The organism is Streptomyces sp. NPDC086023 (assembly GCF_044540325.1).
GTDB lineage: Bacteria > Actinomycetota > Actinomycetes > Streptomycetales > Streptomycetaceae > Streptomyces.
Map to the genome: position 1 here is coordinate 24180 of NZ_JBITRX010000006.1, position 16811 is coordinate 40990.

Sequence of the window (16811 nt, forward strand, 5' to 3'; positions counted from 1 at the left end):
TGACGGCCATGGCCCCGCCCGCGGTCGTACGGGCAGGGCGGCGGTCACCGGCCGGGGCGGACACCGGGCATCGGCGCGGGCCCGCCCCCGGGGTGTGGGCGGGCCGGGGGCGGGGCCCGGACGGTCGGGCCGGGGCCGGGGCCGGGGCCGGGTCCGGGGCCGGGGTCAGGACCAGGACCCGCCAGGCTGGGGGCGGCGTCAGGCCGGGTCGGGCTGCTGCGGCGCCTCCTTCGTCCTGATCACCGCGAACACCGCGCCCTGCGGGTCGGCGAGGACCGCCATCCGGCCCACCGGCATGTCGAAGGCCGGCGCCAGGACGGTGCCGCCGGCGCGGACCGCCGCGTCCTGCACGGAGTCCGTGTCGTCCACGTGGAAGTACGTCAGCCAGTGCGGCGGAGTGCCCTCGGGGTGCTGGTCCAGGCTCATGATCCCGCCCACCGAGCGGCCGTTGACCTTCAGCTCGGTGTAGCCCTCGCCGCCGGGGATCGTGGACGGGGCGGTGTCCACGGGCAGGATCGCCCGGTAGTAGCCGGCGGCCGCCGCGGGATCGGTGGTCGCCAGCTCGGACCAGACCACCGCGCCGTCCTCGTTGACGACCCCCGCGCCCGGGAACTCCTTCGGCTGCCAGATCCCGAAGACGGCGCCGGTCGGGTCGGCCAGCACGGCCATCCGCCCGAGGTCCATGACGTCCATCACGTCCACGATCACCTTCCCGCCGGCCCGGCCGCTCGCGGCCACCGTGGCGGCCGCGTCGGGGGTGGCGAGGTACGTGGTCCAGGCGGCCGGCGGCGCCGGGTCGGGCACCGTGCCGTCCGGGTTCATCGCCTTCATGATCCCGGCGACCGGCGCGCCCTTGAGGTGGCAGACCGAGTACCCGCCGGTCTCCGGCGGCCCGATCTCGCCCTGCCAGCCGAACAGGTCGCGGTAGAAGTCGAGGGCGGCCTGCTGGTCGGGAACCATCAGGTCGGTCCAGCAGGGTGTGCCGGGCCGGTACGGGCCGGACATGACGGCCACGGGTGCCTCCAGGGAGTGCGGGAACAGGACGCGCCCACCCCTACCCACCCAAACCGCCCGGAACCGACCCGTTCGGGTGGTCCCCCGCCGCCGGGAAGAACGTTCCCCGTGGTCCCCGTCATACCGCGCGGCTCACTGCCAGAAGATCTCCTCGACCACGATCTGCGGCTCCGCCACCCGGGGCAGGAACGTGAACAGCGGCCAGCCGCGGTTGCTGTCGAAGTAGGCCACGTGCGGCCCGCGCGGAGCCGTCGACCTCGCCGGCTCCACGTGCTCCGCCCGGTAGGGGTGGCGGGCCGTGAGCAGCCCGAAGCCCGCTTCACGGAGTGATTCCCGTACGTCCTCGGACAGGCTGATGCGGTACTTCTCGGCTTCCTGCGTGTAGTCCACGGCCCACGGCGGCCCGGTGAACTCCTCGCTCACTCGCCGGGCTCCAGGGTGCGCAGTCCGTGGCGGATGCGGGATGCGTCCTCCAGGAGCTTCCGGGCCGCTTCGGCATCGGTGGCCTCGGCCGCGCGCGCTTCGAGGCCGGCGACGTGCCGGTCGAGCGCGGGGTCCCGGGCGAGGGCGTACTCGCCCCACCAGCGCGCCATGAAGGCCGGGACCGGGGCGATGTCGTAGGCGTCGGCGAGCTGCTCGCGCCACGCGGAGTCGAAGTCGGCCAGCAGCGCCGGGGCGTGGGCCGCGATGGCCGCCCGCAAGGCCTTCGGTGTGTACTCCGGCATCGGGGGCACCGGCCCGGGGGCCGGGGTGGCGGTGGGCATTTCCGGTTCCTCCTCGACGGCGCATCCCACGATAGAGGCCGCGCCCGCTCCGGGGCCGGGGAACGCGGCGACCCCCGGCGCCGGAGCACCGGGGGTCGTCACGTGCGGGCCGTGGAGCGTCAGAGGCGCTCGGGGGTGCGGATGCCCAGGAGGGCCATGCCCTGGTGGAGGGTGCGGGCGGTCAGCTCGGACAGGAAGAGGCGGTTCTCGCCCACCACCAGCTCCGGCTCCGGCTTCACGACCGGGCACTGGTCGTAGAACGTGGTGAACAGCGACGACAGCTGGTAGAGGTACGCCGCCACCTTGTGCGGGGCGTGCTCGGCGGCCGCCTCGGCGATCAGCTCGCCGAACCCGTCCAGGTGCAGGCCCAGGGCGCGCTCGGCCGGGGCCAGCTCCAGCTCCGGGTGGGCCACCGGCTTCCGGTCGCCCGCCCTGCGCAGGATGGACTTGATCCGGGCGTACGCGTACTGGAGGTACACGGACGTGTCGCCGTTCAGCGAGACCATCTGGTCCAGGTCGAACTTGTAGTCGCGGGCGGCGGAGGTGGAGAGGTCCGCGTACTTGACCGCACCGATGCCCACGTACCGGCCGTTCTCGATGATCTCCTGCTCCGTCAGGCCCACCTTGTCGGCCTTCTCGCGCACGACCGCGGTCGCCCGGTCCACCGCCTCGTCCAGGAGGTCCACCAGTCGTACCGTCTCGCCCTCACGGGTCTTGAACGGCTTGCCGTCGGCGCCCAGGACCGTGCCGAACGCCAGCTGCACGGCCTTGACGTCGTCGTTCAGCCAGCCGGCCCGCCGGGCCGTCTCGAAGACCATCTTGAAGTGGAGGGACTGGCGGGCGTCCACGACGTAGATCAGCTCGGTCGCCTTCAGGTTCGTCACCCGGTCGCGGATCGCCGACAGGTCGGTCGCCGCGTAGCCGAAGCCGCCGTCCGACTTCTGGACGATCAGCGGGGTCGGGTTGCCGTTCGGGCCCTTGTACTCGTCGAAGAACACGCACAGCGCGCCGTTCGAGCGGACCGCGACGCCCGACTCCTCCAGCAGCCGGCAGGTCTCCACCAGCATGTCGTTGTAGCCGGACTCGCCGACGATGTCCTCGTCCTGGATGTCCATGTCCAGCTTGTCGAAGACCGAGTAGAAGTAGATCTTCGACTCGTCCACGAACCGCTGCCACAGCGCGAGGGTCTGCTCGTCGCCCGCCTGGAGGTCCACCACCCGGGCCCGCGCCCGGGTCTTGAACTCCTCGTCCGCGTCGAACAGCGCCCGCGAGGCCTTGTACAGGCGGTTGAGGTTCGACATGGCCTCCTCGCCGGACGCCTCGGCGTCCGACCCGGCGGCCTTGTGGTCCAGCTCGTGCGGGTGCTCGATCAGGTACTGGATGAGCATGCCGAACTGGGTGCCCCAGTCGCCGATGTGGTGCCGCCGGACCACCGTCTCACCGGTGAACTCCAGGATCTCGACCATCGCGGCACCGATCACCGCGGACCGCAGGTGGCCGACGTGCATCTCCTTCGCCACGTTCGGCTGCGCGTAGTCGATCACCGTGGTGCCGGCGTCCGGGTTCAGCGGCACGCCGAGCCGCGCGTCCGCGTACCGCGCCGCCAGCGTCTCGACGATCGCCTTGTCGGAGACCGTGATGTTGAGGAAGCCGGGGCCCGAGACCTCGACCTCGGCCAGCACGTCGCCCTTGTCCAGGCCCTCGACGACCGCGGTCGCCAGCTCGCGCGGGTTGGCCTTCGCCTTCTTCGCGAGCGCCAGGATGCCGTTGGCCTGGAAGTCGGCCCGGTCGCTTCGTCGCAGCAGCGGGTCGGCGGCACCGGCCTCCGGCAGGGCGGAGACGAGTGCGTCCGCGACGCGCTGGTTGACGTTCGAAGCGAGGGAAGGGACCGAGGCCATGGGCTGCCGTTCCTGTCAGTGAGTACGGGACTGCGCGTGGTGCGTACGTATACGCCCAGCGACACGAGTATCCCACGCGGCCGCGACCCACCTCCCGGGATAAAAAGCAACCCCGGGGGGCGGGCTTCCGTCTGGGAGAATGTTCCCAGCCAGTTCCAGAACCAGATAGCCAGATAGAAGGACGTGTCGTGGCTCAGAGCGCCCCAAGCAGCACCGAGACCGACTGGGTCTCCCGTTTCGCGGACGAGGTCATCGCCGAGGCGGAGCGGCGTGCGCCGGGCAAACCTGTCGTCGTCGCGTCCGGTCTGTCCCCCTCCGGCCCGATCCACCTCGGCAACCTCCGCGAGGTCATGACCCCGCACCTGGTCGCCGACGAGGTCCGCCGCCGCGGGTACGAGGTCCGCCACGTCCTCTCGTGGGACGACTACGACCGCTACCGCAAGGTCCCCAAGGGCATCCCCGGCGTCACCGAGGAGTCCCACGGGCAGCACATCGGCCGCCCGCTGACCGCCGTGCCGGCGCCCGAGGGCTCCGAATACCCCAACTGGGCCGAGCACTTCAAGGCCGCCATGGTCGAGTCGCTGGCCGAGCTGGGCGTCGAGTACGACCCGATCAGCCAGACCGAGCAGTACACCACCGGCGTCTACCGCGAGCAGGTGCTGTTCGCGATGAAGCACCGCGGCGACATCGACGCCGTGCTCGCCCAGTACCGCACCAAGCCCAAGGCCGCCAAGAAGTCCCAGAAGCCGGTCGACGAGGCCGAACTGGAGGCCGCCGAGGGCTCCGGCGCCGCGGGCGAGGACGACGGCAGCACCGAAGGCTCGGAGTACTTCCCGTACAAGCCCTACTGCGGCGAGTGCAACAAGGACTTCACCAAGGTGCTGTCCTACGACGACGACAGCACCGAGCTGACCTACGTCTGCACCGAGGACCAGTTCACCGAGACCGTCAAGCTGTCCGAGTTCAACCGCGGCAAGCTGGTCTGGAAGGTCGACTGGCCCATGCGCTGGGCCTTCGAGGGCGTCGTCTTCGAGCCCTCCGGCGTCGACCACTCCTCGCCCGGCTCGTCGTTCCAGGTCGGCGGCCAGATCGTGCACATCTTCGGCGGCGAGCAGCCGATCGGCCCGATGTACGCGTTCGTCGGCATCAGCGGCATGGCCAAGATGTCCTCCTCGAAGGGCGGCGTCCCCACCCCGGCCGACGCCCTGAAGATCATGGAGCCGCAGCTGCTCCGCTGGCTGTACGCCCGCCGCAAGCCCAACCAGTCCTTCAAGATCGCCTTCGACCAGGAGATCCAGCGGCTGTACGACGAGTGGGACAAGCTGGAGGGCAAGGTCGCCGACGGCACCGTCCTGCCCGCCGACGCCGCAGCCCACTCCCGCGCCGTCCGCGTCGCCTCCCACGAGCTGCCGCGCACCCCGCGCCCGATGCCGTACCGGACCCTCGCGTCCGTCGTCGACATCACCGCGGGCCACGACGAGCAGACCCTGCGCATCCTCTCCGACCTGGAGCCGGAGAAGCCGCTGGCCTCGCTCGACGAGGTCCGGCCGCGCCTGGACCGCGCCGAGAACTGGATCACCACCCAGGTCCCGGCCGACCAGCGCACCCTGGTGCGCGACGAGCCGGACACCGAGCTGCTCGGCTCCCTCGACGACGACGGCCGCCGCTCCCTGGAGCTGCTGCTGGAGGGCCTGGACAGCCACTGGTCGCTCGACGGGCTGACCACGCTGGTCTACGGCGTGCCGAAGGTGATGGCCGGCCTCGACCCCGAGGCGAAGCCGACGCCCGAGCTGAAGGTCGCCCAGCGGCAGTTCTTCGCCCTGCTGTACCGCCTGCTCGTGACCCGCGAGACCGGCCCGCGCCTGCCCACCCTGCTGCTCGCCGTCGGGGCGGACCGGGTGCGCAAGCTGCTGGGCGCCTAGCCGCCGCGTACGGCCCGCGCAACGCGGAAGGGCCGGTTCCCCGCTGGTGCGGGGGACCGGCCCTTCCCGTTGTGCCGAGGGTGCGGGCTACGCGATGTGCTCGTTCTCCAGCTCGGTCTGGTAGCGCTGCTTCAGGTACGGCTGCATGCGCCGGATCAGCGGAAGGCTCCGCGGGTGCGTGACGCCGTGGATGTCCGCGAGGTGTATGTCGAGGGCCTCGGGCGACGGGAAGTTGTTGTGCTCGTCGACGAAGGCGCGGAACGCCTTGTACGCCAGCTCCTTGAACTCCGCGTCACCGGGCTGCTCGGGCTGCCCGGCGGGCTCGGCCGGATCCTGCGGGGCGCCCTGCGGGCCCGCGGCGGCCGGACCGGCCTGGGCCTGCGCCGCGGTGTCCTCCGCGCGCGGGGCCGGGATCGGGAGCTCGGTCTGCTGCTGGTCGGCCGCCGGGTCCGGGCCCGCCGGGGGCGCGACCGGGTGGGGCGCCAGGCCGTCCACGAACTGCGGGTTGTACGCGCCCTCGTACGTCGCCTGCGGAGCCACCGGGGCCGCGAACCACGAGCTGTTGTGCGCGGCCGGCATCTGCGTCGGGTCCACCGGCACGAGCGGCTCGGCGGTCGGGGCGTACGGGGTCATGCCCGGCGCCATGCCCTGGCCCGGGTTCGGGTACGGCTGCGGCTGCTCGGGAAGGCCCTGCTGCGGGATCCCAGGGAGCCGCCCCTGAACGGCCTGCCGGGCGTCCGCGCCCTGCCGGGGGTACGGGAAGACATCCGCGCCCGCCTCGGCCGCCTGGACGGGCTGCTGCGGGCCCTGCGGGGCCTGCTGCCCCTGCACCGGGCCGGCGCCCTGGGGGGCACCCGGCACCTGCGGGCCGCCCGCGGCCTGCACCTGCCCCGCACCCTCAGCCCGGCCGGCACCCTGCACCGCGGCCTCCTCGGCCACCGGCTCCGGATGCGGCAGCCCCTGCGGACCGTCACCCGGCACCCGCACGCCCTGCGCCGGGTCCTGGGGTCCGGCGGCCGGGGGTGCCGGGTTTCCGGTGCCCGGTCCGGCCGGCGGCAGCTCCGCGACCTCCGCCGGTGCCGCCACGGCCTGCGCCGGAGCCGGCCGAGCCGCCGCGGCCAGCGCCGGCTGCGGGGCGGGCGGCAGCAGCACCGGATCGATGCCCGCGGCCGCCAGGCCCTCCGGCGCGGTCTGTGCCAGCGGTACGCCGATGCGTGCCAGTCGCAGTGGCATCAGGGCTTCCACCGGGGCTTTGCGCCGCCAGGCGCGCCCGTAGCGTGCCTGCAGTCGTGCCTGGTAGATCAGCCGGTCCTGTTCCATGCCGACGGCCTGCTCGTAGGAGCGCAGCTCCCACAGCTTCATGCGGCGCCACAGTTTGAACGTCGGCAGCGGTGAGAGCAGCCAGCGGGTGATGCGTACGCCCTCCATGTGCCGGTCGGCCGTGATGTCGGCGATCCGGCCCACCGCGTGGCGGGCCGCTTCCACGGTCACGACGAACAGGACGGGGATGACCGCGTGCATGCCCACGCCCAGCGGGTCGGGCCAGGCGGCCGCGCCGTTGAAGGCGATGGTGGCCGCGGTCAGCAGCCAGGCCGTCTGCCGCAGCAGCGGGAACGGGATCCGGATCCAGGTCAGGAGCAGGTCCAGGGCCAGCAGCACGCAGATGCCCGCGTCGATGCCTATCGGGAAGACCAGCGAGAAGTCCCCGAACCCCTTCTTCAACGCGAGCGCGCGCACGGCGGCGTACGACCCCGCGAAACCGATACCCGCGATGACCACGGCGCCCGCGATCACGACGCCGATGAGTATCCGGTGCGTACGAGTCAGCTGCATCGCGGCCACCCGCGACCCCTCCCTTGTCGAGCCTGGCGCGCACAGCCTGGCACATGCGCGCCGTCCGGGCGCCTCTCGGGGACCACTTGGGGCCGGCTCGGGACTGCCCGTAACCGGCCCGGAACTGCATGGAACCGGACGGGGCCCGTCCGGCCCCGTCCCGCTGCTCTGTCGGTACTGCCTGTCGGTACTACTTGTTGGCGGTCGCCACGGACGCGGCGGCCTCCTTGGCCGCGGCGACCGCGCCCTGGAGGAGCTTCGCCGGGTCCGGCGCCTTCATGCCCTCGTAGGACGCGCCGTTGTAGTCGAGCGTGATCACGACGTTCTCCGTGCGGGCCACGACCGTCTGGTTGAAGAAGTCCACCTGCTTCTTCGCCGAGGAGGTGATCGTCGTCGCCTCGTCACCGATGCCGGCGGCGGCCTGGGCCTTCACGCCCGTCGCGCCCTCGGCGGTCTTCGCCGCCTCGACCTGCTTCGCGTACTGCTCGGCCGCCCGCTTGTTGCCGCTGCCGAGGGTCTCGTGCGAGTCGTAGCGCGCCATGGAGATCGCCAGCCAGCGGTACTCCGAGCCCTTCAGGCCGTTCTCGTCGAGACCGTTCCAGGAGCAGGTGGCGCGGCTGGTCAGGTCGTTCGACTTGGCCGACGTGCCGTCCTTGTCCTTGGCCTCCGGCACGAGCGTGTCGACCGTCTTCTGCACGATCGCCTTGCACGGCTCGGGCAGCTTGGCGAAGGCGACCTTCTCCAGGGTCGGCGTGGGCTTGGCGCTCGGCGACGAGGCCGAGGACGCGCCGGACTGCTTGCCGCCGTCACCCTCCGAACCGGAACCGGAGCCGGAGTCCGAGGAGCAGCCGGAGACGGCGAGGACCACCGGGACGGCAGCGCAGGCGAGAACGCGGGTGAAGCGCGAGGCTGATCGGTGCATGGTTCCTTCACTCAATGGCTTGCGGGACCCGGCAACGGTAGCCCGATCGGGTGGCGGGCTGCTGTGCGTGGCGTCACGCCGGTCCGGTCACTCGCTCAGCGCGTCGGCCAGTCCGGCCGCCAACTCCCTTGCCCTGTCCTGGGTTTCCTCGGCGTCCGGGGTGGCCGACGGGGCGGTCGGCTGCACCGTGTAGTCCACGATGACGATCACATTGGACGACCGGAACACCAGGTGGACCGTGCGGGCCTGCGAGGTCGACCCGCCCGGTGCGAGCCGGTCCTCCAGGAAGGCGTCCTCCCCGAGGTCGTCCAGGGCGCGGGAGCCGAGGGCGGGGCCGCCCGACGGCGTACCGGAGGGCGTGCCGGCCGACGCCGCGGGGCCTCCGGAGGCCGTGGGGCCGCCGGACCCGGCCGTGCCGGAGGACGGTGCGCCCGCCGAGGGGGCCCCGGGGGACGGCGCCCCCGACGGCGTCCCGGCGGACGGGCTCCCGCTCGCCGTCGCGGCCGGCACGGGCAGGTGGGCCGCGGCGAGCAGGCGGTCGTACACCTGCCGCGCCTTGTCGTCGTCGCTGGTGGCGGGGTCGTACGAGACCACCCGCTCGTAGCCGACGAAGAGCAGCCGGGTCGCGTCGCCCGACGCGGCCTTCCAGCGGCAGCCGATGCGCCGGTCGCCGTCGTACGAGACGTCGGCCCGGCCCGCGTAGAGCTGGTCGCGCTGCTCCGACGTGAGGGAGGCCGCGGCCGGCAGCATCGCCTTCAGCCGCCGCGCGTCGACGGAGGAACAGGGCTCCGGGAGGCTGCGGTACCTCCCCGGTTCGGCGGCCGCGTTCGACTCGCCCGGCTTGGGGTCCGTACCCGATCCGTCGGTCCCCGGGCCGGCGCTGCAGCCCGCGGCGAGCGCGGTCAGCACCGCCACGACGGGGGCGAGGGCCGTCCGTCGTCGCACGTGGCGTCGCACGTCGGGGCCTCCCTTCGGCAGTAAAAGCGGTTGCCGCGCGATGGCGGCAGGCGGACACAATGTCTATCGCACGCACCGCTGCCGACGCCGGTCCGATGTCTCATTCGGCCCCAAGAGCGAGGCTTTTGCGTTTTCCAGACTTATGAAGCATTCCGGGGGAATGAAGACGTTATGTCGTATGTAGAGGTTCCGGGGGCGAAGGTTCCCATCCGCATGTGGACGGATCCGGCGACGGTCGAGGACGTCGCGATGCGTCAGCTCCAGAACACGGCGACCCTGCCGTGGATCAAGGGCCTGGCCGTGATGCCCGACGTGCACTTCGGCAAGGGTGCGACGGTCGGCTCGGTGATCGCGATGAAGGACGCCGTCTGCCCGGCGGCGGTGGGCGTGGACATCGGCTGCGGCATGTCGGCGGTCAAGACCTCGCTGACGGCCAACGACCTCCCCGGAGACCTCTCCCGCCTCCGCTCGAAGATCGAGCAGGCCATCCCGGTGGGCGCGGGCATGCACCGCGACCCAGTGGACCCGGACCGGCTGTACGGGTTCGGGGGGTCGGCGGGGCTGGACGACCTCTGGCAGCGCTTCGACTGCGTCGCGGACTCGGTGAAGTTCCGGCGGGAGCGGGCGAGCAAGCAAATCGGAACCCTCGGCTCCGGAAATCACTTCGTTGAACTCTCAACTAGTGAGACGGGGGACGTGTGGCTCATGTTGCACTCGGGTTCCCGGAACATCGGTAAGGAACTGGCCGACCATCACATCGGCATCGCGCAGTCGCTGCCGCACAACCAGAACCTGGTGGACCGCGACCTCGCGGTGTTCATCGCGCAGACCCCGCAGATGGGCGCCTACCGGAGTGACCTGTTCTGGGCGCAGGAGTACGCGAAGTACAACCGCGCGATCATGATGAGCCTGCTGAAGGAAGTCGTCCGCCGCGAGTTCCGGAAGGCGAAGGTCTCCTTCGGGCAGGAGATCAGCTGCCACCACAACTACGTCGCGGAGGAGCGGTACGACGGGATGGACCTGCTGGTCACCCGCAAGGGTGCAATCCGCGCCGGCAGTGGTGAGTACGGGATCATTCCTGGCTCGATGGGCACGGGCTCGTACATCGTGAAGGGTCTCGGCAACGAGAAGTCCTTCAACTCGGCGTCGCACGGCGCCGGCCGCAGGATGAGCCGCAACGCGGCGAAGAAGCGGTTCTCGACGCGCGACCTGGAGGAGCAGACCCGCGGTGTCGAGTGCCGCAAGGACTCGGGCGTGGTGGACGAAATCCCTGGCGCGTACAAGTCGATCGAGCAGGTCATCGGGCAGCAGACCGACCTGGTCGAGGTCGTGGCGAAGCTGAAGCAGTTCATCTGCGTCAAGGGCTGAGCGGAATGAGGGGGGTGCCGCACCGCGGCACCCCCCTCATTCCGCTGTCGGCTATCCAGCCGGCCAGGGCCCGCCGCCGGTGCGCAGGCGCCAGGAGCGCTGGCGGCAGGCGGACTCGGAGCGGCCGAGCTCGGATGCGGCAATTGCGGGGTCGGCGACTTCCAGCAGGCGCCGATCCTCGGCCACCGTCCAGCGGCGGCGCGCTTCCTGCATCTTCATCGTGGCCGGTCGAACCCAGGACGAAAGCGTGGCGGCCGCCGTCCGCTTGCGGGTGAGTGACAGACAGCCCGGGTAGTACAGGTCCGCCGCCAATTGCTGCGCCGCCTCTTTGGTGTAGAGGATGTTGTAGACGCCGTCACGCGAGTTGCGCCTGGTCAGGCGCTCGGCGCCGGTGACCTGCTGTGCGTAGCTGGACAGGCAGGCGCTGATGGCCGTACTCGAAGTGGTCAGTGAGACGAACGGGAAGCCCTGGCCTGTGTGGCCGACGGAACCGTCGGCGTCGATGACGCCGCGCAGATAGTCGCGGCGCGCGAAATTGCACCGTGGCGGTGCGATCGTCGTGGATTTTCGGCCGTAGGGAACGCCGAGCTCGTTCAGCGTGGTCCTGGCTTCCAGGGCGTGCAGGGACCACTTGGCGGAATGGTGCTCTGTCGCGAAATTCGTGCTGCGCACACGCTTGGTGATGGAGCTGGGGTAGGGGGTCAGCCCCTGGAACTCCTCCAGGAGCTCGATGTCGCGGACGCTCACCTCGACGGTGAGACTGCCGCGTTGGCGGGACTGGGCGGAGAGGTGTCCGTCGGCCTGGATGAAGCCGAACATGTAGGCGTAGCGCGGGTCTTGGAGGTCCATGAAGCGCGGCGTGGCGCTAGGGTCCTGTTCAGCCATGAGGAAGTCTCGTTTCCTTCGTCGGTGAGGCCCTCGGCCGGGATGGGAGTCCCGGTCGGGGGCCGTTTTGCTGAGGCTGAAATTAGGTCGCGGCGGGAGGTCTTTCGGGTCGTTCGTGTGCGCTTCGCTCGAACGGGTGGCGGAATCGCCTGTTCCTCATTTGCCGGTCAACTCGGCAGGGGTTGACCGGAGTTGTTGGTCTAGACCAGGGTGTGCGGCATGTGGAGAACTCGTGCTCTGGTGGGGTTGTTGGCGGCCGGTGTGATGGCCGTGGGGGTGGGTGGTTCCGCGGTCGCGGGGACCGGGCTGCCGCCCGTGGTGTCCCGGGTGCCCACGGCCGAGAAGGTCGTGTTCATCACCGTCGACGACGGCTGGTACCACGATCCGGCGGTGGCGCGGACGCTGGTCGAGAAGCGGGTGCCGGCCTCGCTGTTCCTGCTGCCGGGGGCGACGTCGTACGACACCGCGTACTTCACCGGGCTCGTCGAGCAGGGGCGGGTGAAGGTGGAGAACCACACCGTGAACCACCCCGACCTGACCACGCTCGACGCGGCCGGCAAGGACGCCGAGGTGTGCGGGGCCGGGGAGCAGTTGCAGGCGGTGTTCGGGCGGGAGCCGAAGCTGCTGCGGCCGCCGTACGGGGCGTACGACGACGACGTGCGGCTGGCCGCGAAGGCCTGCGGGGTGAAGGCCCTGGTGACGTGGACGCACGACTTCACGACCTGGGGCGACGTGCCGCCGCCGGTGCCCGCGCTGGAGGCCGGGGACATCGTGCTGCTGCACTTCACGCCCACGCTGGCGGCGGATCTGCAGCGGGCCCTGGACGCGGCGAGGGCCGCGGGGCTGAAACCCGCGGCCCTCATGCCGGCGCTGAAGGACGCCGGGCTGGTGCCCTGATCCCGGGGCGCCTGCCTACAGCTCCCGGTGGACCTTGGTGTTCGAGGCCTGGGCGCGGGGGCGGACCACCAGGAGGTCGATGTTGACGTGGGAGGGGCGGGTGACGGCCCAGGTGATCGTGTCGGCGACGTCGTCGGCCGTGAGCGGCTCCGCCACTCCCGCGTAGACCTTGGCGGCCTTCTCGGTGTCGCCGCGGAATCGGGTGGTCGCGAACTCGTCGGTCTTGACCATGCCGGGGGCGATCTCGATGACGCGGACGGGCTGGCCGACGATCTCCAGGCGGAGCGTTTCGGCGAGGACGCGGGCGCCGTTCTTGGCCGCGACGTAGCCGGCGCCGCCCTCGTAGGTGGCGTGGCCGGCGGTGGAGGAGAGGACCACGACCGTGCCGTCGCCGCTCGCGACGAGGGCGGGCAGCAGGGCCTGGGTCACGTGGAGGGTGCCGATGACGTTGACCTCGTACATCGTGCGCCAGTCGGCCGGGTCGCCGGTGGCGACGGGGTCGGCGCCGAGTGCTCCGCCCGCGTTGTTGACCAGGACGTCGCAGCGCTGGAGGGAGGCGGCGAAGGCGTCCACGGCGGCGCGGTCGGTGACGTCGAGGGCGTGTGCGGTGGCCTGGTGGCCGGCGGCGGTGAGCTCCTTGGCGAGGGCCTCGATGCGGTCGGCGCGGCGGGCGGTGAGGACCACGTGGTACCCGGCGGCGGCGAGCTGCCGGGCGGTGGCGGCGCCGATTCCGCTGCTGGCTCCGGTGATGACGGCCGTGCGGGTGCTCATGGACGCTCCTCGTTCCAGGGGTGGTGCGGGCGGATCGCGCAGGTGGTCGATTACCTGCCGGTCGGGGCCAGCATAGGCGCGCCTGGATGGGGGAGCGGCGCGACCACGATCGGGTGGTGATCCGATGAGCCGATCTTCCGCGTTCCTACCGTGCGGTGCATGCGCACAGGGCGAATGGTGGCAGTGGGCGGCGCGCGGGTCGCGGCCGCGGTGATGGTGCTCGGGGCGGTGGCGGGTCCGGCCCGGGCGGTGCCGGTGGCCGCGGCACCGGCGGAGGCGGACGTCGCGTACCACGGGCAGGTGTCCCTGGCGGCGGGGCTGCTGGGGATTTCGCTGCTGCCGGAGAACCACGGGCCGGCGGCGCTGGTGAACGCGACGGTGCGGCTGCGGCTGTCGGTGCCGCTGGCGGACGCGCAGCAGCTCGCGGCGGGGTGTGCGCGGGCCGGCGAACGGGTGCTGGTGTGCGAGACGGGAGCGCTGCCGGTGAGCGGCAAGGGCCGGCGGATCGAGGTGGCGCTGGTGCTGAAGGAGCGCCCGGCGGAGGCGGTGGTGCGGATCGACACCTGGTGGAACGGGGGTGCGGTCGACTCCGACCTCAAGAACAACGAGCATGCGGTCCTGGCGCTGGACACGGGGGACTCGTACGTCTTCTGAGGCGGTCGGCCGGCCGGCTGGTGCCCGGGGCGCGGGGTCCGGTGGGTTCCGGGCCCCGTGCCCGGCTGCCGGGCCCGCGTGTGGCTAGCGCAGCCAGCGGCCGAGGGCCGTGCGGACCGTCGCCGGGTCCGGTTCGCGTTCGGCCCAGGCGATGTGGCCGTCGGGCCTGATCAGGGCGCAGGCGCGCCGTGCGTCGGACCAGTGGGCGTGCCGGACGGCCGGGGTGCCGGGGCCGAGGGTGGTGCCGGGCGGGGTGATCAGGACGAAGCCGCCGTCGCGCAGCAGCTCGTACAGGCGGCCTTCGGCCAGTACGAGGTCGGGGGCGCGGCGGCCCGAGGGGCGCTGCTCGCCGGGGGCCGGCGGGTACGCGATGCCGATGCCGCTGATCATGCCGGTGGCCCGGTCCACGGCGGGCCGGAGGGTGCTGACGGCGGCGGCGGCGAGGTCGCGGGCGGCTTTGCGGATCCGGCCGCGGGCCATGGCCAGGCGGATCATGGCGCCGCTGCTGCGCAGGACGGTGCGGCCGACGGGGTGGCGTTCGGCGTGGTAGCTGTCGAGCAGGGCCTCGGGGTCGGGGGTGGTGCCGAGCAGGGCGGCGGCGAGCTTCCAGGAGAGGTTGGCGGCGTCCTGGAGGCCGGTGTTCATGCCCTGGCCGCCGGCGGGGGAGTGGACGTGGGCGGCGTCGCCGGCGAGGAAGACGCGGTCCTGGCGGTAGGCGGGGACCTGGCGTTCGTCGCTGTGGAAGCGGGAGAGCCAGCGTGCGTCGTGCATGCCGAAGTCGGTGCCGAGGGCGGCGCGGGCGATCTCCTTGACCTCGTCGAGGCCGACGGGTTCGGTGTCGGCGACCTGGTGTTCCCGCAGCCAGCCCATGACGCGGTACCAGCCGTCGCCGAAGGGGGCGATGAAGGCGAAGGCGTCGCCGGTGCCGTTGACGGTGACGGTGGAGGCGGGTTCCTCGGCGAGGCGGACGTCGGCCAGGACCATGGACCGGATCACGGAGTCGCCGGGGAAGGGGAGGCCGAGTTCGCGGCGTACGGTGCTGCGCACGCCGTCGGTGCCGACCAGGTAGCGGGCGGTGAGGGTGGTGCGGGTGCCGTCGGGGCCCTGGAGGTCGGCGCTGACGGCGTCGGGCCGCTGGCGGAGGCGGAGCAGGGCGGTGCCCTCGCGGAAATCCACACCTGTGGACAGTGCGCGGCGGTGGAGCAGGTGCTCGACCTCGTACTGCGGGGTGATGAGGAGGTAGGGGAAGCGGCTGGGGAGTCCGCCGAGTTCGAGCGGGGTGCGGCCGAAGAGGGCCAGGCGGCGGACCTGCCGGCCGGTTTTGACGAGTTCGTCGGCGAGGTCGCGGGCGTCGAGGAGTTCGAGGGTGCGGGCGTGGACGCCGAAGGCCCGGGTGAGGTTGCGGTCGTGGTGCGGGCGGCGCTCGGAGAGGGTGACGCGCAGTCCGGCCGCGGCGAGGTCGCCGGCCAGCAGGAGGCCGGTGGGGCCGGCGCCGACGACCAGGACGTCGGTGTCGGTGGCGGTCCCGGCGGTGGTGCCGGGGTCCGCCGCGGTTCCGTCGGGTGCGGTGGTCATGGGACGTGGTCCTCCCCTGGTCGACGTGCGGTCTGGTCGCGCGTACCCGGGGATCCCTGCCCAGCCGCGGGTGGTTCAGGCGGCCCGGTCTCCGAATTCGTCGAGGGCGTCGGTGACGATGCGCTCCAGCCGGGCGTGGTGGGCGCCCCGCCAGTAGACGCGTTCGCAGTCGGAGCACTGGGCGAAGACGTCGTAGGTGCGGTGCGTGCCGTGTTCGAGGCGGTCGCCGACGGAGTCCTTGTCGGCCTCGTGCAGCGGGCCGTTGCAGGCGGTGCAGCGGGTCCACGGGGCGAGGGCGGGGGCGAACCGGCCGAGGACGTCGCGGAGTTGCTCGTCGGGGCGGTCGCTGTAGACGTACGCGCCGGCCCAGATCTCGCGGCGGCGCAGCAGGCCGCGGTCGCGGGAGAGCAGGACGCGGCGTTCGGCGGCGGAGCGGGCGGCGAGCGCGGGGTCGCCGATGTCCTCGTTCTCGTACGCGGCGTCGACGCCCAGCAGCCTCAGCCGGCGTGCCAGCGTGCCGAGGTGGACGTCGAGGAGGAAGCGGAGGGGGGCGCCGGGCACCTGCTGGGGGCGGGTGACGCCCTGGACCTCGACGGATTCGCCGGCGCGGGGCACGTGGGAGGCGGGGACCTCGTGGCCGTCGACGAGGAGGCGGCCGACCTCGGTGAGCGGGACGCCCGCGGACTCGACGACGTGGCCCAGGCTGGAGGAGCCGTCGGTGACGGTCCTCGTGCGGGCGGCGCGGCGTTCGGGCGCGGCGAAGAGGTGCAGCTCGGGCGCGAGGGTGAGGTGGATCTCCGGACCGTTCACGGGCCCAGCATGCCACCGGGGGCGGGGGGCGGCCGAGGGATTTACGCGGTGCCTGCGGCCTGCGCGGCGGCGTCGTAGGTCTCGCGGGAGGCGAGGACCTCCTCGATGTGGTTCTCCGCCCAGTCCTTCACGGCGCTGAGCAGGCAGGCCAGGTTGCCGCCGAGGGGGGTCAACTCGTAGTCCACGCGCACCGGTACGGAGGCGGTGACGGTGCGGGAGACGAGGCCGTCGCGCTCCAGGGAGCGGAGGGTCTGGGTGAGCATCTTCTGGCTGACGCCTGGGATGGTGCGGCCGAGGTCGCTGTAGCGCATGGGTCCGGTGGCGGCGAGGGCGCTGACGATCAGGCTGACCCACTTGTCGCTGATGCGGGCCAGGAGCCGGCTGGTCGGGCACTCCTTGAGGAAGGCGTCGTAGGCGTGGCGGGCCGCCTCGCGGCGGGCGGTGGCGGTCTGCGTGGCCATGGCTCCTACCTCCGGGTGGGGTACGCACCTTGAAGTGCGTACTTACCAAAAGAGAGTACCTCTCCATACGTTAGTGCGCA

Annotated in this window: 16 protein-coding genes; 4 read left to right on the forward strand and 12 right to left on the reverse strand. The window is 72.2% G+C overall.

Annotation, left to right across the window (positions count from 1 at the left end; genetic code table 11):
* Positions 1–198 precede the first annotated feature (198 nt).
* From ACIF6F_RS13750 to argS, 4 genes are all read right to left on the reverse strand, one after another.
* Complete coding sequence (locus tag ACIF6F_RS13750; RefSeq protein WP_399946508.1) at positions 199–1005, reverse strand: VOC family protein; 807 nt, start codon at positions 1003–1005, stop codon at positions 199–201.
* 141 nt (positions 1006–1146) lie between these two features.
* A complete protein-coding gene (locus ACIF6F_RS13755) occupies positions 1147–1437 on the reverse strand; it encodes a hypothetical protein (RefSeq protein WP_399945644.1) in 291 nt (96 codons plus the stop codon).
* Positions 1434–1778: a DUF6247 family protein gene (locus tag ACIF6F_RS13760; protein ID WP_399945646.1), complete on the reverse strand. Its 345-nt coding sequence runs from the start codon at positions 1776–1778 to the stop codon at positions 1434–1436. The genes ACIF6F_RS13755 and ACIF6F_RS13760 overlap by 4 nt, the downstream gene beginning before the upstream one ends.
* A gap of 119 nt (positions 1779–1897) precedes the next feature.
* Entirely contained in the window at positions 1898–3676 is a 1779-nt protein-coding gene (gene argS, locus ACIF6F_RS13765; RefSeq protein ID WP_399945649.1) for an arginine--tRNA ligase, read from the reverse strand.
* A 188-nt stretch (positions 3677–3864) separates the two neighbouring features.
* On the opposite strand from argS, the gene lysS reads away from it, so the two are divergent.
* Positions 3865–5598: a lysine--tRNA ligase gene (gene lysS, locus ACIF6F_RS13770; protein WP_399945652.1), complete on the forward strand. Its 1734-nt coding sequence runs from the start codon at positions 3865–3867 to the stop codon at positions 5596–5598.
* An 87-nt stretch (positions 5599–5685) separates the two neighbouring features.
* Here the strand turns inward: lysS and ACIF6F_RS13775 are convergent, their stop codons facing one another.
* The 3 genes from ACIF6F_RS13775 to ACIF6F_RS13785 all read right to left on the reverse strand — a co-directional run bounded on the left by ACIF6F_RS13775 (position 5686) and on the right by ACIF6F_RS13785 (position 9310).
* Positions 5686–7440: a DUF2637 domain-containing protein gene (locus ACIF6F_RS13775; protein WP_399945656.1), complete on the reverse strand. Its 1755-nt coding sequence runs from the start codon at positions 7438–7440 to the stop codon at positions 5686–5688.
* 181 nt (positions 7441–7621) lie between these two features.
* Positions 7622–8353 (reverse strand): DUF3558 domain-containing protein, encoded by a 732-nt coding sequence (locus ACIF6F_RS13780; protein ID WP_399945658.1) that lies wholly within the window; start codon positions 8351–8353, stop codon positions 7622–7624.
* Between the two features lie 87 nt (positions 8354–8440).
* Complete coding sequence (locus ACIF6F_RS13785) at positions 8441–9310, reverse strand: DUF3558 domain-containing protein (protein WP_399945661.1); 870 nt, start codon at positions 9308–9310, stop codon at positions 8441–8443.
* A gap of 171 nt (positions 9311–9481) precedes the next feature.
* On the opposite strand from ACIF6F_RS13785, the gene ACIF6F_RS13790 reads away from it, so the two are divergent.
* A complete protein-coding gene (locus ACIF6F_RS13790) occupies positions 9482–10678 on the forward strand; it encodes an RtcB family protein (RefSeq protein WP_399945664.1) in 1197 nt (398 codons plus the stop codon).
* Between the two features lie 51 nt (positions 10679–10729).
* Here the strand turns inward: ACIF6F_RS13790 and ACIF6F_RS13795 are convergent, their stop codons facing one another.
* Complete coding sequence (locus ACIF6F_RS13795; protein ID WP_399945667.1) at positions 10730–11563, reverse strand: LAGLIDADG family homing endonuclease; 834 nt, start codon at positions 11561–11563, stop codon at positions 10730–10732.
* Between the two features lie 219 nt (positions 11564–11782).
* Between ACIF6F_RS13795 and ACIF6F_RS13800 the strand changes: the two genes are divergently transcribed.
* Positions 11783–12460, forward strand: a complete 678-nt coding sequence (locus ACIF6F_RS13800; RefSeq protein ID WP_399945670.1) for a polysaccharide deacetylase family protein — start codon at positions 11783–11785, stop codon at positions 12458–12460.
* Between the two features lie 15 nt (positions 12461–12475).
* On the opposite strand, the gene ACIF6F_RS13805 is transcribed toward ACIF6F_RS13800, so the two are convergent.
* Positions 12476–13231 (reverse strand): SDR family NAD(P)-dependent oxidoreductase, encoded by a 756-nt coding sequence (locus ACIF6F_RS13805; protein ID WP_399945673.1) that lies wholly within the window; start codon positions 13229–13231, stop codon positions 12476–12478.
* Between the two features lie 159 nt (positions 13232–13390).
* Here ACIF6F_RS13805 and ACIF6F_RS13810 point away from each other — a divergent pair, with 159 nt between their 5' ends.
* Positions 13391–13885 (forward strand): hypothetical protein, encoded by a 495-nt coding sequence (locus ACIF6F_RS13810; RefSeq protein ID WP_399945676.1) that lies wholly within the window; start codon positions 13391–13393, stop codon positions 13883–13885.
* 84 nt (positions 13886–13969) lie between these two features.
* On the opposite strand, the gene ACIF6F_RS13815 is transcribed toward ACIF6F_RS13810, so the two are convergent.
* The 3 genes from ACIF6F_RS13815 to ACIF6F_RS13825 form a co-directional block, all read right to left on the reverse strand.
* The gene (locus tag ACIF6F_RS13815; protein ID WP_399945678.1) at positions 13970–15460 is read right to left on the reverse strand and encodes an FAD-dependent monooxygenase; all 1491 of its coding nucleotides are present in this window, start codon (positions 15458–15460) and stop codon (positions 13970–13972) included.
* Between the two features lie 75 nt (positions 15461–15535).
* A complete protein-coding gene (locus ACIF6F_RS13820) occupies positions 15536–16270 on the reverse strand; it encodes a Mut7-C RNAse domain-containing protein (protein WP_399945681.1) in 735 nt (244 codons plus the stop codon).
* 41 nt (positions 16271–16311) lie between these two features.
* Positions 16312–16731 (reverse strand): winged helix-turn-helix transcriptional regulator, encoded by a 420-nt coding sequence (locus tag ACIF6F_RS13825; RefSeq protein WP_399945684.1) that lies wholly within the window; start codon positions 16729–16731, stop codon positions 16312–16314.
* Positions 16732–16811 lie beyond the last annotated feature (80 nt).